Consider the following 22,961-nt stretch of genomic DNA (forward strand, 5'->3'; position numbering starts at 1 on the left):
TGCAAATGGAAAGGAAGTAAAGAATGAAGAAAATAGTTTTTTTTGATATTGATGGAACACTGCTGGACCACGGCAAAAAACTGCCGGTAAAAACGAAGGAAGCAATCGGGCTTCTTCAGGAAAAAGGCGTATTTACGGCAATCGCGACTGGCCGTGCTCCTTTCATGTATGAAAGCCTCCGGGAAGAGCTGGGCATTGATTCTTATGTCAGCTTCAATGGCCAGTACGTTGTATTCGAAAACGAACCGATCTATGCCAACCCTTTAGACACAGAAGAGCTGGAAAGGCTTTTGGAGCATGGGAGAAGGAATGGGCATCCGCTCGTTTTCATGAACGAATCAACTATGAAATCAAGTGTACCGCACCATCCTCACATTGAGGAAAGCCTTGGCACGCTTAAGTTCCCGCATCCTGATCAGGATGAAAGCTTTTATAATGGGCGGGAAATCTACCAGTCCCTTATTTTTATGGATGACAGTCTGGAACAGGAGTATCGCGACGGATACGGGAAATTCCACTTCATCAGATGGCACCCTTATTCCGTTGATGTCCTTCCTGCCGGAGGCTCAAAAGCAGAGGGCATAAAGAAAATGATCAGCCGCCTCGGCTTTGCAATTGAGGATGTGTACGCCTTTGGAGACGGATTGAATGACATTGAAATGCTCCAGGCGGTCGGCACGGGAGTGGCCATGGGCAATGCTGAAGAAGAAGTGAAGCGCCATGCAGACCACATCACCTCAGATGTTGGGGAAGACGGAATCTGGAACGGTTTGAAAAAGCTTGGTTTAATATAAACAGAAAAAAGAAGCAGGCAAAAGGGCCTGCTTCACCTTTATAGGGTCACCTTTCAATAGGGATGGCATCCTTGATTATTTCAAACGGGTTTTCCTTATTGATATGGTCGTAGAACATGACTCCGTTCAAATGATCGATTTCATGCTGAAATACGATTGCCGGAAGGCCTCTCAGCCTGAGTTTCACTTCTCTGCCGTCTATGTCGAAGGCTTTGAGGGTTATCCTTGCAAAGCGCGGGACAAATCCCGGTAAAGGCTGATCGACTGAGAGGCAGCCTTCTCCGGAAGTTAAATAAGCTTTCTCGACCGAATGGCTGATGATTTTCGGGTTGAAAAGCGCAAAGCTGTACAGCTTTCCATCTGTGTCAGTAACATGGACGGCAATCATTCTTTTGAGGCAGTCGATCTGCGGGGCTGCCAGCCCTATTCCAGGCCTAAGCCCATACTTTTCAGCCAGGGCAGGATTTTGGCTGTTCCTTACATATTCCATCATGTCGGCAAGAGTCTGCTTATCCTCCATAGAAGGGGGCATCGGCACCTCTTCTGCCGTTTTCCTGAGGGATGGGTGGCCATCCCGGATAATATCCGCCACTGTTATCATTAAAAATCCACTCCTGTGCATGCCTTTTTCGGCAGAAATTTATTATAATATGTTTAACCGCTATGCTGGCGGGTAATTGATTAAAGTTCAGGGAGCTGTATGTACGTCAATAGTCTAACAGACATAAAGGAAAAAGTTAATAAAGAAAAGGTGCTCTGTAGAAGCACCTTTTCGGCTTGTATTAGAATTTCCAGCAGGAACAGCCTACAATAATAAGAAGAATGAAGAGAACGACAATTAAAGCAAATCCTCTTCCGTAGCCAGCTCCGCCTACAGGGTAGCCGCAGCCGTAACCGTATCCACCATAACCATACATAAGGATAACCTCCCTGAAATAAAGTATCGTCCCCTACATATTTATAAGTTTTATGGACGATTTACTATAGCCTATGAAAGAAGGAAAAAATGGTGTAGGCCGCTGCCCAGTCATAAATGAAAAGAATTAAGAATATGTATCTTTATGGCATTATCCTGCTGAAGTCTAATCAAATGGCTGGACAAGCTTTTTCGTAAGATTTATGAAAAACCTTGTACCATGCCTAATTGCAGCTTATTTGCAACAGCTATTTTCCATTTAGGGGGTTTAATGATGTCTATTATCAGAAAGAAAAAAGTACTGGCTGTATTATTTTTAAGTTTGTTTGTGCTCGGGGGATGCATGGACAAGGAGACACCAGGCGAAAAAGCCTACAGCATACTCGAGAAAACTGCAGAAGCAGAAGAAGGGTTTGAGAAGCAGCAGGATCCGCTTGTGAAACTGGAAAAGCAGGAAAAAGAGCTTTATGATCAAATCATTGCGCTGGGCATGAAGGAATTTGACCAAATCAAAAAGCTGTCAGACGAAGCCCTTGAGGCCGTGGGGAAGAGGGAAGAGCTCATGAATAAAGAGCAGGAGAGCATTGATTCCTCCAAACAGGAATTTGCACCCCTAGAGGACATCATCCCTGACATTGAAGATAAGGAAGCAAAAGAAAGTGCAGAGGAACTGTACAAAGTGATGATGGACCGTTACAGCGTCCACGATGAACTGTACAGTGAATATAAGAATGGCCTTGAACTTGACAAAGAGCTGTACTCGCTCTTCAAGAAAGAAGGTCTTACAATGGAGCAGCTGGAAGCCCAGATTGAAAAGATCAATCAATCTTATGATCAGCTGATGGTACATAATAAAGAATTTAATGAGCTGACAAAAAAGTATAATGAAATAAAAATTTCCTTCTATAAGCAGGCTGGAGTAGAGGTTGCCGGCAAGTAAACAAAAACATTGAGGCACAGCCTGTTCACAGTATTATATTCAAGAAGCCTTTCGGTCAAAGGATGCCGAAAGGCTTTTTGTGTTGAATATAAAGTATTTTTTTAAAATAATTCTTCCTAAATAATTCTTCTCTTGTTATAACACATCCTGACAAAAGGCTTCTTTTTTATAGTACAGTTCATAGGGAGTTATTGATACAGTTTTTTAAAACACTCGAAATATTTTTAGGAAAATAGGTTTAAATAATTGACTGTTACGGATTTCTTATAATAAAATGAGTAAGGTGATTTCATTGCTTGTATCAGTGAGTCATATAGTATTCAATGATACAGAAAATGATTGTAAAGAAATATCAGAATAGACGTTTTTTCCGGAGGCATCTGTGGAAAACTAAGTAAAACTATGTTTTGCAGCTGTCAAAGGATGAGCCGGACAGTTTTTTTGCATGTACGGCTAAATTTAATAGGGAAAAAACAAAAGCAGATTTCTAAGATGAATTCATTTTGGGTATTCTAAGCTTTGTGTATTTATCTCTTAAAATAATGTCTTTTTAATGAAAGGAAAGGGTGACAAAGATGGCTTCTAAAACGAAGAAAGCACAATTGGATGCTACTAAAGCGCTTGAGGCGGTAGAAGAGCAGTTTGAAATGTTTCAAATATTGAATGAAGAAGGCGAAGTCGTAAATGAAGCGGCAATGCCTGAATTAAGCGATGAGCAGCTTCAGGAATTGATGCGCCGCATGGTATACACTCGTATTCTTGATCAGCGCTCCATCTCTCTAAACAGACAGGGGCGCCTTGGATTCTATGCGCCGACAGCAGGACAGGAAGCTTCCCAGCTTGCTTCACAGTTCGCTCTTGAAAAGGAAGACTTCATCCTTCCTGGATACCGCGATGTGCCTCAAATGATCTGGCATGGCCTGCCGCTGTATCAAGCATTCTTGTTCTCACGCGGTCATTTCCACGGAAACCAGATGCCAGAAGGTGTGAACACTATCTCACCTCAAATCATCATCGGTGCTCAGATCATCCAGGCTGCAGGTGTGGCTCTTGGGATGAAGAAGCGCGGTGCCGGTTCAGTTGCTATTACATACACTGGCGACGGCGGAGCTTCACAAGGTGATTTCTACGAAGGTCTTAACTTTGCAGGAGCATTTAAGGCTCCAGCAATCTTTGTTGTGCAAAACAACCGCTTTGCGATTTCCACTCCGGTAGAAAAGCAATCAGCGGCTAAAACTGTAGCTCAAAAAGCAGTTGCGGCAGGCATCCCTGGAATTCAGGTAGACGGAATGGATCCGCTTGCTGTATATGCAGCAGTCAGCGATGCCCGCAAGCGAGCAGTAAACGGCGAAGGCCCGACTCTAATTGAAACGATGACATACCGCTATGGCCCGCATACAATGGCTGGCGATGATCCAACTCGCTACCGTACAACGGACCTTGACAACGAATGGGAAAAGAAGGATCCTTTAGTCCGCTTCCGCAAATTCCTTGAAAACAAGGGCGTTTGGAACGAAGAAAAGGAAAACGAAGTGATCGACCAGGCTAAAGAAGATATCAAAGAAGCAATCAAGAAAGCTGACGGTTATCCGAAGCAGAAAGTAACAGACTTCATGGAGAACATGTATGAAGAAATGCCTCGTAACCTTAAAGAACAATATGAAATTTACCAAGCAAAGGAGTCGAAGTAAGCGATGGCGCAAATGACAATGATCCAGGCAATCACCGATGCGTTGCGCACAGAAATGCGCAATGATCCGAACGTACTTGTGTTCGGTGAAGACGTAGGCGTTAACGGCGGTGTATTCCGTGCTACGGAAGGTCTTCAGAAAGAGTTCGGCGAAGACCGCGTATTCGATACTCCACTTGCTGAATCTGGAATTGGCGGTTTAGCAATTGGTCTTGGCCTTCAAGGCTTCCGTCCAGTGCCGGAAATCCAATTCTTCGGATTTGTGTTTGAAGTAATGGACTCAATCGCTGGCCAAATGGCGCGTATGCGCTACCGTTCAGGCGGCAGATACAATTCTCCTGTCACGGTGCGTTCTCCTTTCGGGGGCGGAGTGCATACTCCGGAACTTCACTCTGACAGCCTTGAAGGGCTGATGACTCAATCACCAGGTTTAAAGGTGGTTGTGCCGTCAACTCCTTACGATGCAAAAGGACTTCTTATTTCATCTATCCGTGACAATGATCCGGTTATTTTCCTTGAGCATCTTAAGCTCTACCGTGCATTCCGTGAAGAGGTGCCTGAAGAAGAATACACAATTCCTCTTGGCAAGGCTGATGTGAAGCGCGAAGGTTCAGACCTTTCCATCATCACATACGGAGCAATGGTTCATGAATCATTGAAAGCAGCAGAAGAACTTGAAAAAGAAGGCTATTCAGTAGAAGTAGTAGACCTTCGTACAATCGCACCGCTGGACCTTGAAACAATCATTGCCTCTGTAGAGAAAACAGGCCGTGCCATTGTGGTCCAGGAAGCGCAAAAGCAGGCAGGCGTAGCTGCACAGGTTGTTGCAGAAATCAATGAAAGAGCGATTCTCAGCCTGGAAGCTCCAGTTCTTCGCGTAGCAGCTCCTGATACTGTTTATGCTTTCTCACAAGCAGAAACAATCTGGCTGCCAAACTACAAAGATGTACTGGAAACAGCTAAAAAAGTACTTACTTTCTAATAGAACAATTTTTTAATGGGAGAGGGCAGTTTTTCTCCCTTTCCTGCATCATCACTCAATTTACTAACAGGAAGGTGAACCCATTGTCATTCCAATTCAGATTGCCTGATATCGGTGAAGGTATCCACGAAGGTGAAATCGTAAAATGGTTTATTAAACCAGGCGATAAAGTTCAAGAAGATGACGTATTGTGCGAAGTGCAAAACGATAAATCAGTAGTAGAAATTCCATCTCCAGTTGAAGGGACTGTTGAAGAGGTCCACATCAGCGAAGGAACAGTTGCTACTGTCGGTCAAGTGCTCGTATCTTTTGACGCACCGGGGTATGAGGATTTACAATTTAAAGGTGAACACGGTGATGAAGCGCCGGCAGAAAAAACGGAAGCACAGGTTCAATCAACAATGGAAGCTGGCCAGGATGTGAAGAAGGAAGAAGCTCCTGGACAGGAAGACGCCGGCAAAGGCACAGTTATTTCCCAGCCGGATGTTGATCCTGACCGCAGAATTATCGCTATGCCATCAGTGCGCAAGTTTGCACGCGACAAAGGCGTTGATATCCGCCAGGTAGCAGGCAGCGGTAAAAACGGACGTGTGCTGAAGGAAGATATTGAATCATTCTTGAACGGAGGCTCTCAGGCACCTGCTCAGGAAGCACCACAGGCAGAGGCAGCTAAGGAAGAAGCAGCGGCACCAGCGGCAGCGGCAGCAGCTCCTCAAGGCCAATATCCGGAAACCCGCGAGAAAATGAGCGGAATCCGCAAAGCGATTGCAAAAGCTATGGTTAATTCCAAGCAGACTGCACCGCATGTTACATTAATGGATGAAATCGATGTAACAAAACTGGTAGCACACCGTAAGAAATTCAAGGAAGTTGCAGCAAACAAAGGCATCAAGCTTACATTCCTGCCTTATGTGGTGAAGGCATTGACAAGTGCATTGCGTGAATTCCCGGCGCTCAACACGTCAATTGACGATGCTGCTGGCGAAATCATCCACAAGCATTACTACAACATCGGAATTGCTGCTGATACAGAGAAAGGCCTGCTTGTTCCTGTCGTGAAGGATGCAGACCGCAAATCTACATTTGCCATCTCTGATGAAATCAACAGCCTGGCAGGCAAAGCCCGTGACGGCAAGCTTGCTGCGGATGAAATGAAAGGCGCTTCTTGCACAATTACCAATATCGGCTCTGCGGGCGGACAATGGTTTACACCTGTCATCAATCATCCTGAAGTAGCGATCCTGGGAATTGGCCGCATCGCTGAAAAGCCTGTTGTGAAAGATGGAGAAATCGTTGCAGCACCAGTTCTTGCACTTTCTTTAAGCTTTGACCACAGAATCATCGATGGCGCAACAGCACAAAATGCATTAAACCACATCAAGCGTTTGCTCAACGATCCAGAACTATTGTTAATGGAGGCGTAATTAAATGGTAGTTGGAGATTTCCCTATTGAAACAGATACTATAGTAATCGGTGCAGGTCCTGGAGGCTATGTTGCCGCTATCCGCGCAGCACAGCTTGGACAAAAAGTAACAATCGTTGAAAGAGGAACTCTTGGAGGCGTCTGCCTGAATGTCGGCTGTATCCCTTCAAAGGCTTTGATTTCTGCTGGACACCGCTATGAACATGCCAAGCATTCAGAAGATATGGGCATTTCAGCGGAAAATGTGAAAGTTGATTTCACAAAGGTACAGGAATGGAAAGCCGGAGTCGTCAAGAAGCTGACAGGCGGTGTTGAAGGCCTTCTTAAAGGAAACAAGGTAGAGATTGCACGCGGAGAAGCTTTCTTCGTTGACGCCAATACTTTAAAAGTTATGGATGAGAAGTCCTCCCAGACTTACACATTCAAGAATGCAATCGTTGCGACAGGTTCACGCCCAATCGAACTGCCTGCATTCAAATATTCAAAGCGTGTGCTTGATTCAACTGGCGCACTGGCTCTTGAAGAAGTCCCTGAGAAGATCGTTGTCATCGGCGGCGGCTACATCGGAACTGAGCTTGGCGGAGCTTACGCTAACTTTGGTACTGAAGTGACAATCCTTGAAGGAACTGATGAGATCCTGAACGGATTTGAAAAGCAAATGTCTTCACTGGTTAAAAAGAACCTGAAGAAAAAAGGCGCTGAAATCATCACTAATGCACTTGCAAAAGGTGTTGAAGAAACTGACAGCGGTGTAACAGTCAAGTATGAAGTAAAGGGCGAAGAAAAATCTGTTGAAGCTGATTATGTCTTCGTAATGGTTGGACGCCGTCCAAATACTGATGAGCTGGGCCTTGAGCAGGCTGGCGTTGAAATGTCAGACCGCGGCATCATCAAGATTGACAAGCAGTGCCGTACAAGCGTAAGCAATATCTACGCTATCGGCGACATTGTTGAAGGACCTCCATTGGCTCACAAAGCTTCTTATGAAGGTAAAATCGCAGCTGAAGCAATCGCTGGCCACAATTCTGAGATCGACTATCTTGGAATCCCTGCAGTTGTATTCTCTGATCCTGAACTGGCTTCAGTGGGTTACACTGAGCAGCAGGCTAAAGAAGAAGGAATTGCAGTCAATGCTGCCAAGTTCCCGTTTGCAGCAAATGGCCGTGCCCTTGCTTTAAACAGCACTGACGGTTTCGTGAAGCTGATTACACGCAAAGAAGATGACCTTGTCATCGGTGCGCAAATTGCTGGTGCTAATGCATCTGACATGATTGCTGAACTTGGCCTTGCCATTGAAGCAGGCATGACTGCTGAAGATTTAGCCATGACTATCCATGCTCACCCAACACTTGGCGAAATCACTATGGAAGCAGCTGAAGTAGCACTTGGCAGCCCAATTCACATCATTAAGTAATGAGTGAAGCGGGAGCTGCTTGCATGACAAGCCTCTTGTCTCTAATAGAAAAAGACCTTTCCTCGCAAGAGGGAAGGTCTTTTTTATGTGCCAGTGCCAAGTGCTTTAGACAGCGGTTCAATGATTTTATCTTTAGAAACATCGCCATTCACTTTTGCTGTAATCCTATTCTGGTGCATAACCAAAATGGCCGGACACCCTTTAATTTCAAAAGTATTATAATATTTTTTCGCCTTGGCAGCAGTCATGACTTTCATTTTCTTCATTTCATCCGGAAATTCTTTTCTTAATTCTATGATCGCATCATAATACGGTGCTTCATTCTGATAGTCAGATTCATCTGTAAAGAAAATCACCTGCTTTTGCGAGCTATCAAGCATTAAATCATCGGCAGCTTTCGTCTTGCTGCAGGAAGCGGTCAAAATCATAAAAGAAGCTAACAGCAAAAAACGGAATCTCTTCATTTATGCTCACCTTTTCTTCTTTCATTGTGTTAAAAGCTGTAAATAATTTCGTCATAATAGCCCATATTCTAACATAATAAATAGTAATATCTTCGCTTGTCACCCAATTGTTACAAAATTGAAAAATACCCGGCAAGAGTGGTACATATAATACATATAAGCCTGGATTACAAGCAAACATATGAAGGGAATATATATTGCAATTGGCGGTGTTTATATGAAGACTTATTCGGTGATCATGATCCAGCTGATCATATGGAGCGGCTATACTTTTCTGGAGTGGCTTTCAAAGCATGACCATCCAGTTTATAATGTCCTTATGTTTTTTGTATTTTTTTATCTTGCTGTTATTCTGGGTAATTTCATCATAAAATCACCGAAACGAACCTTTATGGTCACTATGCTGTCACTGGGGCTGTACGGTTCCTTTCAGGCGGCTCTGGCATTTATTCATTATTGAGAATATCAGCTGGAAGCAGATAATCTATAGCCGCTCTTCAAGAGAACTACGTACACTGAATGACAACAAATCTATATAAAAAACAACAACCTAAAAAAGCTTCGGGATAAACTATCCCGAAGCTTTTTTTTATTATGCCGACTTTTGCTGTTTTTCTTTTTTGCCGCTGACGTTTTCTTCTTTCAAGGCTTTCATCAGCGATATGACAATCAGGAGCATAATGACTGTAAATGGCAGGGCCGCAATGATTGACGCACGCTGAAGTGCTTCAAGGCCGCCTGTCCACAGAAGTATGGCTGCAGATGCAGATTGAATGATTCCCCATACAAACTTCACTTTATTCGGCGGGTTCAAGCTTCCGTTCGTCGTTTGCATGCCAAGCACAAAGGTTGCCGAGTCTGCTGAAGTGATGAAAAAAGTGCTGATAAGGAAGATGGCAAGCAAAGACAGCACTATTGATAACGGGAAATTTTCAAAGACTGCAAATAAAGCGATCTCCATGCCGTTCTCGTTCATCGTATCCATGATTGGCGTATTTTCAAAGAATTCGAGGAAAATACCAGTCCCTCCGAATACTGAAAACCATAATGCACCGAATAATGTTGGTACAGCAAGGACGCCGATGACAAACTCCCTGATGGTCCTGCCTTTTGAAATCCGGGCAATGAAGGTTCCCACAAATGGAGCCCAGGCAATCCACCATGCCCAATAGAAAATAGTCCAATCCTGGAACCATGTCAGTTCCTGATCAAACGGGCTGAGCCTGAAGCTCATGGAAGGCAGATTCTGCAAGTAAGAACCGATGGTAGTGGTGAATAGATCCATAATAAAATTGGTCGGCCCTACAAACAGCATGAATAACAGCAGAAGTATAGCCAGGATGATATTAAGATTACTCAAGTATTTGATGCCTTTATTAAGACCTGTCTGGGCCGATAGCATAAATAAAACCGTGACAACGGCTATAATGATCATCTGTGTCCCTATGCCGTTGCTGATGCCGCTGAACACGTGTGACAGGCCGCCGCTGATTTGAATGGCTCCGAGTCCCAGTGAAGTGGCTACACCGAAGACCGTTGCAAATACTGCGATAAAATTAATCAGGATGCCAAGCAAACCGTCGACTTTATCCCCAAAGATGGGGCGAAGAACGGAGCTGATGACTCCAGGAGCCCCTTTCCTGAACTGGAAGTAAGCCAAAGCGAGGGCTATCACTGCATAGATGGCCCAAGGATGGAGTCCCCAGTGGAAAAAGGAGTATCTCATGGCTGTTCTGGCTGAATCCGGCGTTTCTCCGTCGCCGAATGGCGGATCGAAATAATGATACATAGGCTCTGCAGATCCCCAGAATACAAGGCCTATCCCCATTCCTGCACTGAACAGCATCGCAAACCAGGTTAAATAACCGAATTCGGGCTGCTCATTATCTTTCCCTAAACGAATGTTTCCATACTTAGTGAAAATAAGTATAACCGCAAAAATCAAAAAGATTGAGGCTGACAGCATATAAAACCAGCCAAATTTCTCAAGGATGAATCCTTGAACATTTTGTGTGACAACGTCTAAATTTGCATTCGGCAATATTCCTTTTGGAATAAGCCCCCAGATAATAAATAATACAGTTACGATAACTGATACCCAAAAAACTGGTGTCAGTTTCTTCATCCAATCCCTCCAAATCAAATCATACACATATGCAGGCTCAGCCATTACTAATGAATGGGCTGCAGTTTTATGTTTAGAAAATAGTATAGTGTGGAAACAGTGGTTTAGGGAAAACAGCAGATAGAAATACATTACGGATAAAAAGGGGGAGTTATTTCGATTGTCTACCAGTTACAAACCATTTTCTATATTAACATTTTATAAGTATAATAAAAAGCATAATGCTTATTGGAGGGGTAATGATGTATAAAAAAACTGCCAGCATGGTACTGTCTGTCATGTTGCTTTCTGCATGCGGTGCAGGCGGAGAAGCAGGCGAAGATAAGGGAGAAGAACCTAAAGATACCGTTGAAACGGCCAAAGATGAAGGAAGCACCAATGCAGAAAAAGCTGCTGAAATTGAAGAAGCAAGTGATTCAGAAGCAGAGGAAACCGGTTCTCAGGAGGAACAGCCGGCTGAAACTGAGGATAAAGAGCCATTATACCGCATCAATGAAAATAACTGGACCATTGAGCCGCTGGCAGATGCGAACAAAAAAGTGGTGCTCCTTACCATTGACGATGCGCCTGATAAACATGCCGTAGAGATGGCCAAAACGCTGCACCGGCTCGGTGTTAAAGCCATATTTTTTGTGAACGGGCATTTTCTGGATACCCCGGAGGAAGAAGAAAAATTGAAAGAGATACATAATCTTGGCTTTCCAATAGGGAACCATACATACAGCCACAGCAACTTAAAGGAAATTTCCCCGGCACAGCAAAAGGAAGAAGTGCTGAAATTAAATAAACGTGTAGAGGAAATCATCGGGGAAAAACCGCGGTTTTTTAGGGCTCCTTTTGGAATAAATACCGATGCAAGCAGGGAGGCTGCTGCAGCGGAAGGAATGGAGCTCATGAACTGGACATATGGATATGATTGGGAAAAGGACTACCAGAACAAAGAGGCTTTGACGGACATTATGGTCAATTCCCCTTATCTGACCGACGGGGCCAATCTGCTGATGCATGACAGAGATTGGACAAATGCGGCGCTGGAAGGCATTGTAAAAGGACTGCAGGCAAAAGGTTATGAAATGGTCGATCCTGAAAGAATCCAAACAGCTTTATAAAGCAGAAAAAGAGCGGCATCCGAGTGCCGCTCTTTCTCTTTATCTTCTTTCATTCCCTTTAAATAATCTGGTTATTATAGTAGTGACTGCGAAAAAGAGCAGAAAATAACTCAGCTCTGTCAACACGAGGGGCGTTAGCTTGTAGTTTGTTTCTTTTTCCAGCGGAGATTCAAATTGTATAACCACCGGATATGCATCCGCCTGCTCTGGCAGGTAGCTGGTCTGCTCGGCAAAAGGGAAAGGACCCCCGAATAGAAGATTCTGTGTTAATGAATCCGGCTTGTCTTCCAGCCTCGCATCAAAAATGAAAGGGGACACAAAAGTAAAAGCCAGACTGACTATCGTAATGATTAGCACTCTTTTCTTCAAGCTGACAACTCCTTAATACCTGAAAACTTTCATTCAACGAACCTATATTATCATACCTTATTATTTTCGCCCGTTAAAGTACATAATTCTGCCGTTGAACAGCTGCAGTTCAGCCTGGAGTTTTTTTGCTAAAAATCTGCAGAACTCATTTGCTTTGCTTTTGTCGCCCATTGCAGCATTTTCCGGCAAGGTAAGCTGTATATAGGACTGAATCCGGTCTGTACGATCAGCATCCTGTACAGTTTCTGTACCTACTCCTATTAGTATCGTATTATAACGGTCATCCACAGATTTCAGCCAGAACCATTTTCCGTCTCCTTGTGCATGTTCCTTTATTTCATAAGGAAAGGCTGCTCTGCTGTATCCCCAGTCAACCTGATCGCCGGTTTTTGCTGTTATTGACTTATAATATTCAAGTAAATCTTTTACCTCCTCGAGTGTAATTGTTTCCTGTCGTGCTGTTTTTACCAATTTTATGTAAGCACTGCTTGACATGAAGGATCCTCCTTTTAAAAAGCAGAATATTTCGATTTTATTTTATCATTTTTGGGGAGTGCTGTAACCTTTCAGGAGATATTGTTAGGCAATTATTCTTTCCTCTCACGAAAAAGGAATAAAAATAGGCAATATCACGCAAAATGTGTCATACAATTTAGGCTTGAAATTTTAATAATGTTATATTATTATTGATTTAGATAAAATGAAACGCTTTCAAAACCAAATTCAGCGAAAAAGGGGATTGAAAAGATGGGCACAATTGTATGTCAGGATTGCAATTCAACAATCGATCACTTTGAAGATGAAAAGGTAACGGTTCTGTATGCAAAATGCAGCTGCAGAAAAGGCGGACAAAAAGAGAAAAGCAATTAAATCTGCATTAAGATTGTTCTTATAGAAGAAAGCATGCAAAAAATGCATGCTTTCTTTTTTACTGTTTAGGAATTTATAATTAGTAAGCCTTGTGGATTATTATCAATTCTTGATCCACGTCCATCAGCTGCGCCGAGGTCACAAGCCAAACCTCCCAAAATGGCAAAGAACGCCTTTCCGGGAGGTTCGTCTTGAGGCCCCCAGTAAGCTGGTCATGCAGACGTTGCCACAGGACGTGGCGTTTTTAGTCTGCGTTCCTTAAGGGGTGATCAAGGCGCCTGCGCTTTTGTTTAATATTCTTACCTGATCGCTTTATGCTCTTTTATCACACGCAGGAATTTAAAGTCATAGTCCTCTGGTCCCTGGACAGGCAGTCCTGCCTCCATATTTGTTTTAATATAGACGAGATTGTCTTTCGTGATGATTTCCCCTGGAATGAAGATGGGGATTCCAGGAGGGTAGACCATAATAAATTCTGCAATAATGCGCCCTTCAGATTCGTCAAAAGGGACAAGTTCAGTTTCAGCATAAAAAGCATCCCGGGGCGTTAATGAAAGCACCGGTATATTAGGCAGCATGACCTTTGCATCTTTGCGTTCGGTTTCTTGAAGGCCGCCTGCAGATAATTCCCTGAGTGCCGCAAGAAGGGCATCTGCCTCTTGTTTCGTATCTCCTGGCGTAATGATGCAGAGGATGTTATATAAATCCGATAGCTCGACCTCGATATTAAACTTCTCGCGGAGCCATTTTTCTACATCATATCCAGTTACATTCAGTTCCTTCACAGAGATGATCAGCTTGGTCGGATCATAGTCATAAGCCGCCCTGGTTTCAAGGATTTCTTCACCGACACAGTAGAGGCGGTCAATCCCATTGATTTCTTTCCTGATATACTGGGCCAGGTCTATAGTCCGCTCAATCAGCTCTTTCCCCTCTGTTGCGAGCCTTCTTCTTGCAACATCAAGAGACGCAAGGAGCAGATAGGAAGTGGAAGTCGTTGTCAGCATGCTTAGAATCGACTGGACGCGCTTAGGGGAAACAAGATTTCCTTTGACATTTAGAATGGAACTTTGCGTCATCGATCCGCCTAATTTATGGACACTGGTAGCGGCCATATCTGCGCCCGCCTGCATCGCTGACATCGGCAGGCCTTCATGAAAATGAATGTGAACGCCATGTGCCTCATCCACAAGGACCGGCACTTCATAGGAATGAGCGATTTCGACAATCTCCTTCAGGTTTGCTGATATGCCGAAATAAGTAGGGTTGATGACCAGCACACCTTTAGCATCCGGATGCTGGCTAAGCGCCTTTTCTACAGAATCTGTGGTGATTCCATGCGATATTCCCAGGTTTTCATCAACCTCCGGGTGGATGAAAATGGGGGTCGCACCGGAGAATACAATAGCCGACATAACAGATTTATGAACATTTCTTGGGACGATGATTTTGTCTCCAGGGCCGCAGACTGCCATGACCATCGTCATGATCGCTCCGCTGGTTCCCTGAACTGAAAAGAATGTATGGTCTGCACCAAATGCTTCTGCAGCCAGATCCTGCGCCTGCTTGATGATTCCTTTTGGCTGGTGGAGATCATCAAGGGGGCCGATGTTGATCAAGTCGATTGACAGGGCATTATCCCCAATGAATTCACGGAACTCAGGGTCAATTCCCGCCCCTTTTTTATGGCCGGGTATATGAAACTGAATAGGGTTCTTTTTTGCATGTGCCAGTAAACCGCTGAATAACGGTGTTTCAGATTGTAGCAACTATTCCCACACCTCTTTAATCAATGTCGTTAATATACTTATAAAACAAATGAATTATAGCATTAAAGCATATGGATGCAAAGCGATTCTAGCCGGTATCAGCAGGCAAATTTGGAGAGCGGCTGAACATATGCCTTTTTTGTAGCATTCGATCAAATCCGGTTGGCTATTCGCCGGCCGCCCAAACAGCCAATTTCCAGTTTCCTGCCTGTTAAAAAAGGAATTTTCAGCAGCTGTCCCGAATTATTTGAAGTAGAATCGAGAAGGAAAAGGAGAGACGTAAATGAAATGGCAGACAAGAGTAACGGAATTATTGGAGATACAGTACCCGATCATTCAGGGAGGCCTTGCCCATCTTGCATATTCTGAGCTTGCCGGAGCTGTTTCCAATGCAGGCGGGCTGGGTCAGATAACGGCCATGTCGCTGCCTTCACCGGAGGAGCTTAAGAAGGAAATCAGAAAGGTCAAGAAAATAACGGAAAGGCCTTTTGGCGTCAATTTTGCCATCGGGCAGCACGGCAGGCCATTTGAAGACTTCCTCGAAGCAGCGCTTCAGGAGGGTGTCCCTGTCATCTCCATGACGGGCGGGAATCCTGCCCCGATTTTTGAAATGCTGAAGGGGTCGGATGTCAAAAAGCTTGTGCTTGTGGCGGCAAGAAGGCAGGCTGTTAAAGCAGAGGAACTTGGCGCGGATGCCGTAATGGTTGTCGGGCAGGAAGGGGGAGGGCATCTTGGAAGGACAGATACCGGAACGATGGTGCTTGTTCCCCAGGTTTCAGATGCTGTGTCGATTCCTGTGATCGCCTCTGGCGGGATTGGCGACGGAAGGGGCCTGATGGCTGCCTTGAGCCTTGGTGCGGAAGGAATTGAAATGGGCACTAGATTTGTGGCAACAGAGGAATGCGTGCATGCTTCAAAGCTGTATAAAGAAAAGCTTGTCGGGGGCTCGGAAAACGACACACTCGTCATTAAACGTTCGATCGGGGCACCGGCGAGGGTCATTGCCAATTCATGGGCAAATAGGATTTTGGAAATTGAAAGGAATAATGGAAGTTATGAAGAACTGAAGGATTATATAAGCGGGCAGGCAAACAAGCGCTATATCCATAATGGCTCTGAAGATGAAGGATTTGCCTGGGCAGGGCAGGTGATGGGCCTGATCAGGGATATTCCTTCAGCGGGAGATCTTGTCAGCAGGATAATCAAAGAAGCAGAAGATATCCGGCGCTCATGGGCAGACTGGGACTAGAATTGCAAAATTTTCTTGTACTGGTTAAAATCAGCTAAGATGCTTGAAGAGGAGTGAACATCTTTGGAATATCAGTATCCAATCGACCCGGATTGGTCGACAGAAGAAATTGTAGACGTGATAAAGTTCTTTGAAAGCGTTGAAGCCGCTTATGAAAAAGGGGTCGACAGGGAGATCCTTATGGATTCCTACCGCCGCTTTAAAGAGATTGTACCAGGCAAGGCTCAGGAAAAGACAGTCTGCAGCGAATTTGAAGAGACAAGCGGGTATTCGCCATACCGTTCCGTCAAAGCAGCCAAAAAGGCAAAAGCCGGAGATAAAGTTAAAATGAAGTGAACAAAAGAACCTGCATCGATCAGATGCAGGTTCTTTTGGCAGTTTGGGCGTCTGGAGCTGTTTATGCCATTTTGTATAGGGGTAATAGATTTTTAAATACAGAATCAGCTTTCTGCAGGAATTCCTCAGAGCTGAGCTTGATGGCTTCTTCACGCGGTATGTTGACACCGCAGAGGATTTCCGCCTTTTTAACGTTTTCCAGGCGGTCGAACATGGCCTCAAGGTCTTCCTTGTCCAGGGAATTGTGAGAAACGGCGCCAGGCTTTGTGTGATCTCCTGACCATACATAGCTGCCGGGGATGCTGCTGTAAATTTCGCTTAAGTTTTTCTTTAATGCGGCCCCGAGTTCCTTTTTGTTGGGCGCTTCGTAAATGGTGGCAAACCAAATGAATACATGGCTTTCCCATAATCCGATCTGAAAATGGGGGAGCATTTTATATCCTCTTGGATTAGCCGCAAAGGCAACCCAGGTATCATTTGGCGGATTGATTGTCCTTCTGGCATGCTTGGCAACATGGGGATGCATTTCATCTCCTGTAAGAGCTGATAAGCCCGGTGCAAAATAGCTGCCCAGCTCTTCAAGCTTTGGACGGATATTTTCTTTTAAACTATCCATTCTTTCTTCCAGTCCATCTATTTTAAAAACATCGAAGTCTGCGTTGGAAAAGCCGCTGAATGGCATATGTATAACCTCCTGCTGATTTTGGCAACATTGTAGCACAGGGCAGGGAAAAGAGGAAATGAACAGCTTCGGACCTATTTATTTACAGACAATGGGTATCTGCACAATTTTGTTGCAACTGCTTTGAGGCCCTCATATTATAATAAAAAAGATATCTGAAAATTCAACCAAAATCGGAAGGGGTGCAAGATTCATGAAACAATTGATGAATTCTGTGAAGAAAAAAGCCGGTGAAAAGGAAAGAACCGCCGTACTGAGGCTTGAAATGGATTATGAACTGGCGACGCTTTTTGAAGCAATGGGCGAAAATAATGAGAGTGTCAAAATCAGATCAAAACAAAAGCTCGAAAGGATACGTGAAGAGCTGGTTAGGCTTAAAGCTCTGTAAGTGAAAGGCTCCGGCAATTATTCGAATATATATATAAAGTTCCATTTAAAAAGGAGAAAAAATGTCAGAATGGTCAACTGAATACATCTATAGGAAATAAAAACGGGCTCCCGGGAATATGGCTGGAGTCCGTTTAATATTTTTCCGGAAGGGAAAAAAGAATGATATTGCTTAATAGAGTGGTGCGGGGGGACGCTATGCTTGAGAAGTTCCTGCATTTCCGATAATCTTATCATTAATATACGGCCGGGCCCCTGGGGGCAGTCAGCTGGAGCCCGGCCTTTACGGAGGAAAGAGAAATGATGAACTGGGATCATATTGATGAAAAAGCAAAAGAATGGGTTAAAGAAGCCGGGAAGCGGATCAAGGATTCTTTTAAGAAAACGCTGACCATTGAAACGAAATCCAACCGCAATGATCTTGTGACTGACATCGACCAGGCCACCGAGCAGTTCTTTATTAAAAAAATCAATGATACATATCCTGAGCACCGCATTTTTGGCGAAGAAGGATTTGGCGACAAAATAGAGGATCTGGATGGAGTAGTATGGATCATTGACCCGATTGATGGAACGATGAATTTTGTTCATCAGCAAAGGAATTTCGCCATTTCAATCGGGATATATGAAGATGGGGTTGGAAAAATCGGCCTTATTTACGATGTGGTCCATGATGAGCTTTATCATGCTTTCCAGGGAAAAGGCGCCTATCTGGACGATATGCAAATTCCTAGACTTAAAGAAGCAAGTGTCCAGGATGCAATCATAGGGCTGAATGCGACCTGGGTCACTGAAAACAAACGGATCGACCCCAGCCTGCTGGCTCCGCTTGTCAGGGATGTGAGAGGCACCCGTTCATACGGTTCTGCCGCTATTGAAATGGCCTATGTTGCAACAGGCCGCATCGATGCATATATTTCACTGAGGCTGGCCCCTTGGGACTTCGCTGGAGGAAATATCCTCATAACCGAATTGGGAGGCAAAGCCACTACCCTTAAAGGGGAAGACCTGAACCTGTTAGAGCAAAGCTCAGTTTTCATCTGCAAGCCTGGCCTGCATGAAAAGATCCTGAGGGACTATTTGCATAATGGCAGCTGGTGAGATCAGCTCAAGGAGCCTTTCAGCCGGTGACTATGCTTTTTTTCAATTACTGGCTGACCATTCAGCAGAATGGATGGTGCATGAGACACAGGGGAGAGGTATTGAGGAATATATAGAGGAATATTCGGAACTAAATGGAGAATGGAGAGTGTGGGAAAAGGATGGTGAAAGGGCGGGTATTACCTTCCACGTAACAAGGGCCCCTTCAAACCACAAGCCTTGGATCGGGACTCTCCTCGTTGATCCGGACAGAAGGGGGGCAGGCATTGGCCGCGGGATCATCTCGGCAATTGCGGAAGAATTGTCTGCAGAGCATAAAGCAGTATTTGCCGCTGTTCCTGCGAGTGAATACGGCTGGGTGGAGTTTCTTTCGGAGAGCGGCTTTGAGCAGTATAAGTCCGAAAAAGATGAAGGAGGCAAAGAGCACCTCCTTTTACTGAGGCCTCTTCAGGCATGAAGTGCATCAGACTAAGAAAACGCAAGCCCCCTGGCCGTCCTAAAAGGAACACAGACTAAGGGCGCCACCCCATGCGGCAGCGTCATGGCCAGCTTCCTGTGACCTCGAGGGGGCAGGCGCTGTTAGACGGTAGCCAACTTCAGAAAAATACTTTCTTATCCTTTAAAAAAGAAGCCGGCTCCCCAATGGGCCGGCTTCTTCGCTGGTTCTATGTTTATAATAACCCGTTTTCGCGCATTTTCTTCTTTGTTTTAAACCCGAAGCCCATCACAAGCACAAGGGCTGCAATGCAGGCCAATACGCCGAATACGCTTTTCTCGGCAATCGATATGCCGACACCCATGATGCAGGCTGCGGCTGCCACGGCAAAGAATAATAAAGGCCACTTAATGTTTTTCAAAAGAATCCACCTCCCAAAAGTTTAACCGGAACCAGGCATCTGAAGAGTCACTTAAAATATACGCAAGCCCAGGATTGAACAATGAAAATGTATATGAAGCCCAGTCTTAAGGTATAGTGTAGATATGTGTTCTTTTCTTTAAAATATATTTTACACAAAAAACTTTTAGTTTACCACTGTCATTATGGTATAATGTTTTAGTTGTGATTGTTTATAAAGCTTTAAAATAAATTAGCTTAGAATATAGCTAGGAGTGAATTTTTTGAAAATCAGAGAAGATCTTCGCAATATCGCGATTATTGCCCACGTTGACCACGGAAAAACAACACTTGTTGACCAGCTGCTGAAGCAGTCAGGAACTTTCCGGACTAATGAGCATGTGGAAGAACGTGCGATGGATTCCAATGACCTTGAAAGAGAGCGCGGAATTACCATCCTGGCTAAAAATACAGCCATCCAGTACAAAGATACAAGGATCAATATCCTCGATACACCGGGCCACGCTGACTTTGGCGGCGAGGTTGAGCGTATCATGAAAATGGTTGACGGTGTTCTGCTTGTTGTCGACGCATATGAAGGCTGTATGCCGCAGACGCGCTTTGTATTGAAAAAAGCGCTTGAACAGAATCTGACTCCAATTGTTGTTGTCAACAAAATTGACCGTGACTTTGCACGTCCCGCTGAAGTAATCGACGAAGTCATTGACCTGTTCATCGAGCTTGATGCCAATGAAGAACAGCTTGAGTTCCCTGTCATTTATGCATCTGCCATCAATGGAACAGCAAGTACAAATCCTGAAAAGCAGGATGAAAACATGCAGTCCCTTTATGATGCGATTGTAGACCATATTCCTGCACCGGTTGATAACAGTGAAGAACACCTTCAATTCCAGGTTGCCCTTCTTGACTATAACGACTATGTCGGAAGAATCGGAATCGGCCGTGTTTTCCGCGGAACCATGCAGGTTGGCCAGCAGGTTGCACTCATGAAGCTTGACGGAAGTGTAAAACAATTCCGTGTAAGCAAAATATTTGGCTTCTTCGGTCTGAAGCGCCAGGAAATCCAGGAAGCGAAGGCAGGCGACCTGATCGCCGTTTCCGGAATGGAAGATATCAATGTAGGGGAAACCGTTACACCTGTTGAGCATCAGGAAGCCCTTCCTGTCCTCCGCATCGACGAGCCCACACTGCAGATGACATTCCTGGTCAATAACAGTCCATTCGCAGGAAGAGAAGGCAAATTTGTTACATCACGTAAAATTGAAGAAAGGCTTCGTGCCCAGCTTCAGACAGATGTAAGTCTTCGGGTTGAGAACACTGAATCACCGGATGCGTGGGTCGTGTCAGGGCGCGGTGAGCTTCATCTATCCATCCTGATTGAAAATATGAGACGTGAAGGCTATGAACTTCAGGTATCAAAGCCAGAGGTCATCGTAAAAGTAATCGACGGCGTAAGATGCGAGCCTGTTGAGCGCGTCCAGATCGATGTTCCTGAGGAGCATACTGGTTCAATTATGGAATCAATCGGTGCCCGCAAAGGCGAAATGCTTGATATGATCAATAACGGCAGCGGCCAGGTCCGCCTGATCTTTAACGTTCCTGCGCGCGGCCTGATCGGCTATACAACAGAATTCCTGACGCTTACACGCGGATATGGAATCATTAACCATTCCTTTGACAGCTATCAGCCAATGGCACAGGGCCAGGTCGGCGGAAGGCGCCAGGGTGTTCTTGTATCCATGGAAAGCGGAAAAGCCTCTACCTACGGAATCATGCAAGTTGAAGACAGAGGAATCATCTTCCTGGAAGCCGGAACAGAAATCTATGAAGGCATGATCGTTGGAGAACATACTCGTGAGAATGACATCACTGTCAATATCACGAAAGTAAAACAGGCTACCAATATCCGTTCTGCCAATAAAGACCAGACTGCCACTATGAAGAAGCCGCGGATCATGACGCTTGAAGAAGCGCTTGAATATCTGAATGATGATGAGTACTGCGAAGTGACTCCGGAATCCATCCGCCTCCGCAAGAAAATTCTGGATAAGAACGAACGCGAACGGATTGCTAAAAAGAAGAAATACGCTGAAACGAACTAAGGCTTTATAAGGAGGAGAGCAATATGAATGTTGCTGAACGCCTGTCTTTTTTCGCTGCGTTATATAAAGTGGACGAGAATCCCGAGCTGGGCATGTGGCTGCTTTATATAACCATCATTCTTTTATGTGTAGTCGTATTCAAACTCGGATTCGCCAAAAAGCTCCCGCTGGCTAAGTCAGCTGTTATCTATTTGTTTTTGATTCTGGGCTGTACGGTCCTCACCTTTTTGGGAGTTTTCCTTCCAATCGGGGAGGGGCTGGTGGTTGCCGCCCTTATCCTGATCATCTATAAAATCAGGCTGCATCAGCAGAAAAAACAGGAAGCAGGGATATAGCAGCGGGGAGGCGGGTCGATATGATGAAATCTACGCAGGATTCAATCTATAATTGGCTTACGATTAAGGTTGTGTGTGATGCGCGGCCGGAGGATACTGCAGCTGCAGATACGGAAGCAATGTTCAAAGCCATTCTGACTGAGGACTTAAAGCTTTCTGAGATTGAGGCTGTTAAAGAAGCTGATTTTTACACTGTCTTTTTTACAGATAAAAATGAAAGAAGAAGCTTCCGTTTTCCGGCTGAGCTGATCGATGTTATGCTGGACCAAATCAATGAAGAGCCGGAGAAATACCCGAACTTCCCATTATAAGAAAAACCCGCTTCCCATCAGGGCAAGCGGGTTTTTCTTATTCCCAGCCAAAAGAAGCTGGCGAGGACAATGCTGTAGAGTATATGTCCTGCTGTCCATAAACCGAATGCCATCATGTCACCCGGGAGCGGTACCTGCCGCTCTGCCAGCAGGGAGAGTGGAAAATAGAGCAGGAGGGCAGGAAAAGTGATGGCAAACGACCATATAAAGCATCCCCGCAGTGTAGGGCATTTTCCGGCCTGCAGAATAAGCATCAGGCAAAAGCTTAACAGCAGAGAAAACAGGAGATGAAAAAAGAATTCAGATGCCCCGCTCCAGCGAATATCTCCCAGCACGGGAATAAAATCGATATTCAGAAGCAGCACATACACTTTCTTGCCGGTCAATGTTTCAGCGGCCTTTAGGAATAATCCCAAAAAAATGCCTGCTCCTGCCCCGGAGGCAAGGGCGGTTTTTACCATTCCTCTTCTTCCGTGCGGCTCCGGTAAAGCTTAAAATTGCCTGTGGCGGCCCTTTGGTTGGTCTTTTCCGTTATTCTTTCTTCGCACGGCTTGCACATATACGTATGGATTGGCCGGTTACGCAGGCGTTTTGCCTGGAATGATTCATTTTCAATCGATTCTATCTTATCGCAAAGCACACATTTTACTCTCATAATGACACCCCGATTTATTAATAGTAGTTGAATGATCAGAAGAATGAAGCACTGGTCATCGTTGCCAGCCCTCAGCCTATT

Annotated in this window: 28 protein-coding genes; 17 read left to right on the forward strand and 11 right to left on the reverse strand. The window is 44.8% G+C overall.

Annotation, left to right across the window (positions count from 1 at the left end):
• Positions 1 to 23 precede the first annotated feature (23 nt).
• Positions 24 to 794 (forward strand): Cof-type HAD-IIB family hydrolase, encoded by a 771-nt coding sequence (locus tag LCM00_RS15970; RefSeq protein ID WP_224903938.1) that lies wholly within the window; start codon positions 24 to 26, stop codon positions 792 to 794.
• A gap of 46 nt (positions 795 to 840) precedes the next feature.
• On the opposite strand, the gene def is transcribed toward LCM00_RS15970, so the two are convergent.
• Both def and LCM00_RS15980 read right to left on the reverse strand, forming a co-directional pair.
• Positions 841 to 1,395 carry a peptide deformylase gene (def, locus tag LCM00_RS15975; protein ID WP_224903940.1) on the reverse strand — a complete coding sequence of 185 codons (555 nt, stop codon included), beginning with the start codon at positions 1,393 to 1,395 and terminating at the stop codon, positions 841 to 843.
• A 181-nt stretch (positions 1,396 to 1,576) separates the two neighbouring features.
• Positions 1,577 to 1,711 (reverse strand): YjcZ family sporulation protein, encoded by a 135-nt coding sequence (locus tag LCM00_RS15980; protein WP_009791087.1) that lies wholly within the window; start codon positions 1,709 to 1,711, stop codon positions 1,577 to 1,579.
• A gap of 273 nt (positions 1,712 to 1,984) precedes the next feature.
• Between LCM00_RS15980 and LCM00_RS15985 the strand changes: the two genes are divergently transcribed.
• The 5 genes from LCM00_RS15985 to lpdA all read left to right on the forward strand — a co-directional run bounded on the left by LCM00_RS15985 (position 1,985) and on the right by lpdA (position 8,160).
• Positions 1,985 to 2,650, forward strand: coding sequence for a YkyA family protein (locus tag LCM00_RS15985; RefSeq protein WP_224903942.1), 666 nt, complete (start codon positions 1,985 to 1,987; stop codon positions 2,648 to 2,650).
• 575 nt (positions 2,651 to 3,225) lie between these two features.
• Positions 3,226 to 4,341 carry a pyruvate dehydrogenase (acetyl-transferring) E1 component subunit alpha gene (gene pdhA, locus LCM00_RS15990; RefSeq protein ID WP_224903944.1) on the forward strand — a complete coding sequence of 372 codons (1,116 nt, stop codon included), beginning with the start codon at positions 3,226 to 3,228 and terminating at the stop codon, positions 4,339 to 4,341.
• Between the two features lie 3 nt (positions 4,342 to 4,344).
• The gene (locus LCM00_RS15995; protein ID WP_148973762.1) at positions 4,345 to 5,322 is read left to right on the forward strand and encodes an alpha-ketoacid dehydrogenase subunit beta; all 978 of its coding nucleotides are present in this window, start codon (positions 4,345 to 4,347) and stop codon (positions 5,320 to 5,322) included.
• 83 nt (positions 5,323 to 5,405) lie between these two features.
• The gene (locus tag LCM00_RS16000; RefSeq protein ID WP_224903946.1) at positions 5,406 to 6,746 is read left to right on the forward strand and encodes a dihydrolipoamide acetyltransferase family protein; all 1,341 of its coding nucleotides are present in this window, start codon (positions 5,406 to 5,408) and stop codon (positions 6,744 to 6,746) included.
• Positions 6,747 to 6,750: 4 nt separating this feature from the next.
• The gene (gene lpdA / locus LCM00_RS16005; protein ID WP_224903948.1) at positions 6,751 to 8,160 is read left to right on the forward strand and encodes a dihydrolipoyl dehydrogenase; all 1,410 of its coding nucleotides are present in this window, start codon (positions 6,751 to 6,753) and stop codon (positions 8,158 to 8,160) included.
• A gap of 83 nt (positions 8,161 to 8,243) precedes the next feature.
• Here lpdA and LCM00_RS16010 read toward each other — a convergent pair whose 3' ends face one another.
• Positions 8,244 to 8,624, reverse strand: coding sequence for a small peptidoglycan-associated lipoprotein (locus LCM00_RS16010; protein WP_224903950.1), 381 nt, complete (start codon positions 8,622 to 8,624; stop codon positions 8,244 to 8,246).
• Positions 8,625 to 8,841: 217 nt separating this feature from the next.
• Between LCM00_RS16010 and LCM00_RS16015 the strand changes: the two genes are divergently transcribed.
• Positions 8,842 to 9,084: a hypothetical protein gene (locus LCM00_RS16015; RefSeq protein ID WP_094768895.1), complete on the forward strand. Its 243-nt coding sequence runs from the start codon at positions 8,842 to 8,844 to the stop codon at positions 9,082 to 9,084.
• A 132-nt stretch (positions 9,085 to 9,216) separates the two neighbouring features.
• Here the strand turns inward: LCM00_RS16015 and LCM00_RS16020 are convergent, their stop codons facing one another.
• Complete coding sequence (locus tag LCM00_RS16020; RefSeq protein WP_224903952.1) at positions 9,217 to 10,749, reverse strand: glycine betaine uptake BCCT transporter; 1,533 nt, start codon at positions 10,747 to 10,749, stop codon at positions 9,217 to 9,219.
• 239 nt (positions 10,750 to 10,988) lie between these two features.
• Here LCM00_RS16020 and LCM00_RS16025 point away from each other — a divergent pair, with 239 nt between their 5' ends.
• Positions 10,989 to 11,858, forward strand: coding sequence for a polysaccharide deacetylase family protein (locus LCM00_RS16025; protein WP_224903954.1), 870 nt, complete (start codon positions 10,989 to 10,991; stop codon positions 11,856 to 11,858).
• Positions 11,859 to 11,897: 39 nt separating this feature from the next.
• Here LCM00_RS16025 and LCM00_RS16030 read toward each other — a convergent pair whose 3' ends face one another.
• Both LCM00_RS16030 and LCM00_RS16035 read right to left on the reverse strand, forming a co-directional pair.
• Positions 11,898 to 12,227: a hypothetical protein gene (locus tag LCM00_RS16030; protein WP_224903956.1), complete on the reverse strand. Its 330-nt coding sequence runs from the start codon at positions 12,225 to 12,227 to the stop codon at positions 11,898 to 11,900.
• Between the two features lie 60 nt (positions 12,228 to 12,287).
• Positions 12,288 to 12,722: a DUF1885 family protein gene (locus LCM00_RS16035; RefSeq protein ID WP_224903958.1), complete on the reverse strand. Its 435-nt coding sequence runs from the start codon at positions 12,720 to 12,722 to the stop codon at positions 12,288 to 12,290.
• Positions 12,723 to 12,974: 252 nt separating this feature from the next.
• Between LCM00_RS16035 and LCM00_RS16040 the strand changes: the two genes are divergently transcribed.
• Positions 12,975 to 13,097, forward strand: a complete 123-nt coding sequence (locus LCM00_RS16040) for a GapA-binding peptide SR1P (RefSeq protein WP_224903960.1) — start codon at positions 12,975 to 12,977, stop codon at positions 13,095 to 13,097.
• Positions 13,098 to 13,396: 299 nt separating this feature from the next.
• On the opposite strand, the gene LCM00_RS16045 is transcribed toward LCM00_RS16040, so the two are convergent.
• Complete coding sequence (locus tag LCM00_RS16045) at positions 13,397 to 14,866, reverse strand: aminotransferase class I/II-fold pyridoxal phosphate-dependent enzyme (RefSeq protein ID WP_224903962.1); 1,470 nt, start codon at positions 14,864 to 14,866, stop codon at positions 13,397 to 13,399.
• 283 nt (positions 14,867 to 15,149) lie between these two features.
• Between LCM00_RS16045 and LCM00_RS16050 the strand changes: the two genes are divergently transcribed.
• A complete protein-coding gene (locus LCM00_RS16050; RefSeq protein ID WP_224903965.1) occupies positions 15,150 to 16,115 on the forward strand; it encodes an NAD(P)H-dependent flavin oxidoreductase in 966 nt (321 codons plus the stop codon).
• A gap of 63 nt (positions 16,116 to 16,178) precedes the next feature.
• Positions 16,179 to 16,451, forward strand: a complete 273-nt coding sequence (locus LCM00_RS16055; protein ID WP_224903967.1) for a UPF0223 family protein — start codon at positions 16,179 to 16,181, stop codon at positions 16,449 to 16,451.
• Positions 16,452 to 16,512: 61 nt separating this feature from the next.
• On the opposite strand, the gene LCM00_RS16060 is transcribed toward LCM00_RS16055, so the two are convergent.
• Positions 16,513 to 17,133 (reverse strand): YktB family protein, encoded by a 621-nt coding sequence (locus tag LCM00_RS16060; RefSeq protein ID WP_224903969.1) that lies wholly within the window; start codon positions 17,131 to 17,133, stop codon positions 16,513 to 16,515.
• A gap of 193 nt (positions 17,134 to 17,326) precedes the next feature.
• Between LCM00_RS16060 and LCM00_RS16065 the strand changes: the two genes are divergently transcribed.
• From LCM00_RS16065 to LCM00_RS16075, 3 genes are all read left to right on the forward strand, one after another.
• On the forward strand, positions 17,327 to 17,521 hold the full coding sequence (locus LCM00_RS16065) for a hypothetical protein (RefSeq protein ID WP_224903971.1): 195 nt from the start codon (positions 17,327 to 17,329) through the stop codon (positions 17,519 to 17,521).
• Positions 17,522 to 17,820: 299 nt separating this feature from the next.
• The gene (locus LCM00_RS16070) at positions 17,821 to 18,621 is read left to right on the forward strand and encodes an inositol monophosphatase family protein (RefSeq protein WP_224903973.1); all 801 of its coding nucleotides are present in this window, start codon (positions 17,821 to 17,823) and stop codon (positions 18,619 to 18,621) included.
• Positions 18,608 to 19,078: a GNAT family N-acetyltransferase gene (locus LCM00_RS16075; RefSeq protein WP_224903975.1), complete on the forward strand. Its 471-nt coding sequence runs from the start codon at positions 18,608 to 18,610 to the stop codon at positions 19,076 to 19,078. Before LCM00_RS16070 ends, LCM00_RS16075 begins: the two co-directional genes overlap by 14 nt.
• Before the next feature lie 214 nt (positions 19,079 to 19,292).
• Here the strand turns inward: LCM00_RS16075 and LCM00_RS16080 are convergent, their stop codons facing one another.
• Positions 19,293 to 19,478: a YlaF family protein gene (locus LCM00_RS16080; RefSeq protein WP_224903977.1), complete on the reverse strand. Its 186-nt coding sequence runs from the start codon at positions 19,476 to 19,478 to the stop codon at positions 19,293 to 19,295.
• A gap of 262 nt (positions 19,479 to 19,740) precedes the next feature.
• Between LCM00_RS16080 and typA the strand changes: the two genes are divergently transcribed.
• Genes typA through LCM00_RS16095 form a run of 3 tightly spaced genes read left to right on the forward strand, consistent with a single transcriptional unit; the run spans position 19,741 to position 22,225 of the window.
• A complete protein-coding gene (gene typA / locus LCM00_RS16085; RefSeq protein WP_224903979.1) occupies positions 19,741 to 21,579 on the forward strand; it encodes a translational GTPase TypA in 1,839 nt (612 codons plus the stop codon).
• A 23-nt stretch (positions 21,580 to 21,602) separates the two neighbouring features.
• Positions 21,603 to 21,914, forward strand: coding sequence for a YlaH-like family protein (locus tag LCM00_RS16090; RefSeq protein ID WP_224903981.1), 312 nt, complete (start codon positions 21,603 to 21,605; stop codon positions 21,912 to 21,914).
• Positions 21,915 to 21,937: 23 nt separating this feature from the next.
• Complete coding sequence (locus LCM00_RS16095) at positions 21,938 to 22,225, forward strand: hypothetical protein (protein ID WP_224904114.1); 288 nt, start codon at positions 21,938 to 21,940, stop codon at positions 22,223 to 22,225.
• A gap of 17 nt (positions 22,226 to 22,242) precedes the next feature.
• Here the strand turns inward: LCM00_RS16095 and LCM00_RS16100 are convergent, their stop codons facing one another.
• Entirely contained in the window at positions 22,243 to 22,686 is a 444-nt protein-coding gene (locus LCM00_RS16100; RefSeq protein WP_224903983.1) for a hypothetical protein, read from the reverse strand.
• Positions 22,680 to 22,880 (reverse strand): YlaI family protein, encoded by a 201-nt coding sequence (locus LCM00_RS16105; protein ID WP_009791115.1) that lies wholly within the window; start codon positions 22,878 to 22,880, stop codon positions 22,680 to 22,682. The genes LCM00_RS16100 and LCM00_RS16105 overlap by 7 nt, the downstream gene beginning before the upstream one ends.
• Positions 22,881 to 22,961 lie beyond the last annotated feature (81 nt).

It is taken from the genome of Bacillus infantis (genome assembly GCF_020171945.1).
GTDB classification, from domain to species: domain Bacteria; phylum Bacillota; class Bacilli; order Bacillales; family Cytobacillaceae; genus Bacillus_AB; species Bacillus_AB infantis_A.

Coding starts and splice junctions, on each gene's coding strand:
- LCM00_RS15970 (WP_224903938.1), top strand. CDS start 24: ATGAAGAAAATAGTTTTTTTTGATATTGATGGAACACTGCTGGACCAC.
- def (WP_224903940.1), bottom strand. CDS start 1,395: ATGATAACAGTGGCGGATATTATCCGGGATGGCCACCCATCCCTCAGG.
- LCM00_RS15980 (WP_009791087.1), bottom strand. CDS start 1,711: ATGTATGGTTATGGTGGATACGGTTACGGCTGCGGCTACCCTGTAGGC.
- LCM00_RS15985 (WP_224903942.1), top strand. CDS start 1,985: ATGTCTATTATCAGAAAGAAAAAAGTACTGGCTGTATTATTTTTAAGT.
- pdhA (WP_224903944.1), top strand. CDS start 3,226: ATGGCTTCTAAAACGAAGAAAGCACAATTGGATGCTACTAAAGCGCTT.
- LCM00_RS15995 (WP_148973762.1), top strand. CDS start 4,345: ATGGCGCAAATGACAATGATCCAGGCAATCACCGATGCGTTGCGCACA.
- lpdA (WP_224903948.1), top strand. CDS start 6,751: ATGGTAGTTGGAGATTTCCCTATTGAAACAGATACTATAGTAATCGGT.
- LCM00_RS16010 (WP_224903950.1), bottom strand. CDS start 8,624: ATGAAGAGATTCCGTTTTTTGCTGTTAGCTTCTTTTATGATTTTGACC.
- LCM00_RS16015 (WP_094768895.1), top strand. CDS start 8,842: ATGAAGACTTATTCGGTGATCATGATCCAGCTGATCATATGGAGCGGC.
- LCM00_RS16020 (WP_224903952.1), bottom strand. CDS start 10,749: ATGAAGAAACTGACACCAGTTTTTTGGGTATCAGTTATCGTAACTGTA.
- LCM00_RS16025 (WP_224903954.1), top strand. CDS start 10,989: ATGATGTATAAAAAAACTGCCAGCATGGTACTGTCTGTCATGTTGCTT.
- LCM00_RS16035 (WP_224903958.1), bottom strand. CDS start 12,722: ATGTCAAGCAGTGCTTACATAAAATTGGTAAAAACAGCACGACAGGAA.
- LCM00_RS16040 (WP_224903960.1), top strand. CDS start 12,975: ATGGGCACAATTGTATGTCAGGATTGCAATTCAACAATCGATCACTTT.
- LCM00_RS16050 (WP_224903965.1), top strand. CDS start 15,150: ATGAAATGGCAGACAAGAGTAACGGAATTATTGGAGATACAGTACCCG.
- LCM00_RS16060 (WP_224903969.1), bottom strand. CDS start 17,133: ATGCCATTCAGCGGCTTTTCCAACGCAGACTTCGATGTTTTTAAAATA.
- LCM00_RS16065 (WP_224903971.1), top strand. CDS start 17,327: ATGAAACAATTGATGAATTCTGTGAAGAAAAAAGCCGGTGAAAAGGAA.
- LCM00_RS16070 (WP_224903973.1), top strand. CDS start 17,821: ATGATGAACTGGGATCATATTGATGAAAAAGCAAAAGAATGGGTTAAA.
- LCM00_RS16075 (WP_224903975.1), top strand. CDS start 18,608: ATGGCAGCTGGTGAGATCAGCTCAAGGAGCCTTTCAGCCGGTGACTAT.
- LCM00_RS16090 (WP_224903981.1), top strand. CDS start 21,603: ATGAATGTTGCTGAACGCCTGTCTTTTTTCGCTGCGTTATATAAAGTG.
- LCM00_RS16095 (WP_224904114.1), top strand. CDS start 21,938: ATGAAATCTACGCAGGATTCAATCTATAATTGGCTTACGATTAAGGTT.
- LCM00_RS16100 (WP_224903983.1), bottom strand. CDS start 22,686: ATGGTAAAAACCGCCCTTGCCTCCGGGGCAGGAGCAGGCATTTTTTTG.
- LCM00_RS16105 (WP_009791115.1), bottom strand. CDS start 22,880: ATGAGAGTAAAATGTGTGCTTTGCGATAAGATAGAATCGATTGAAAAT.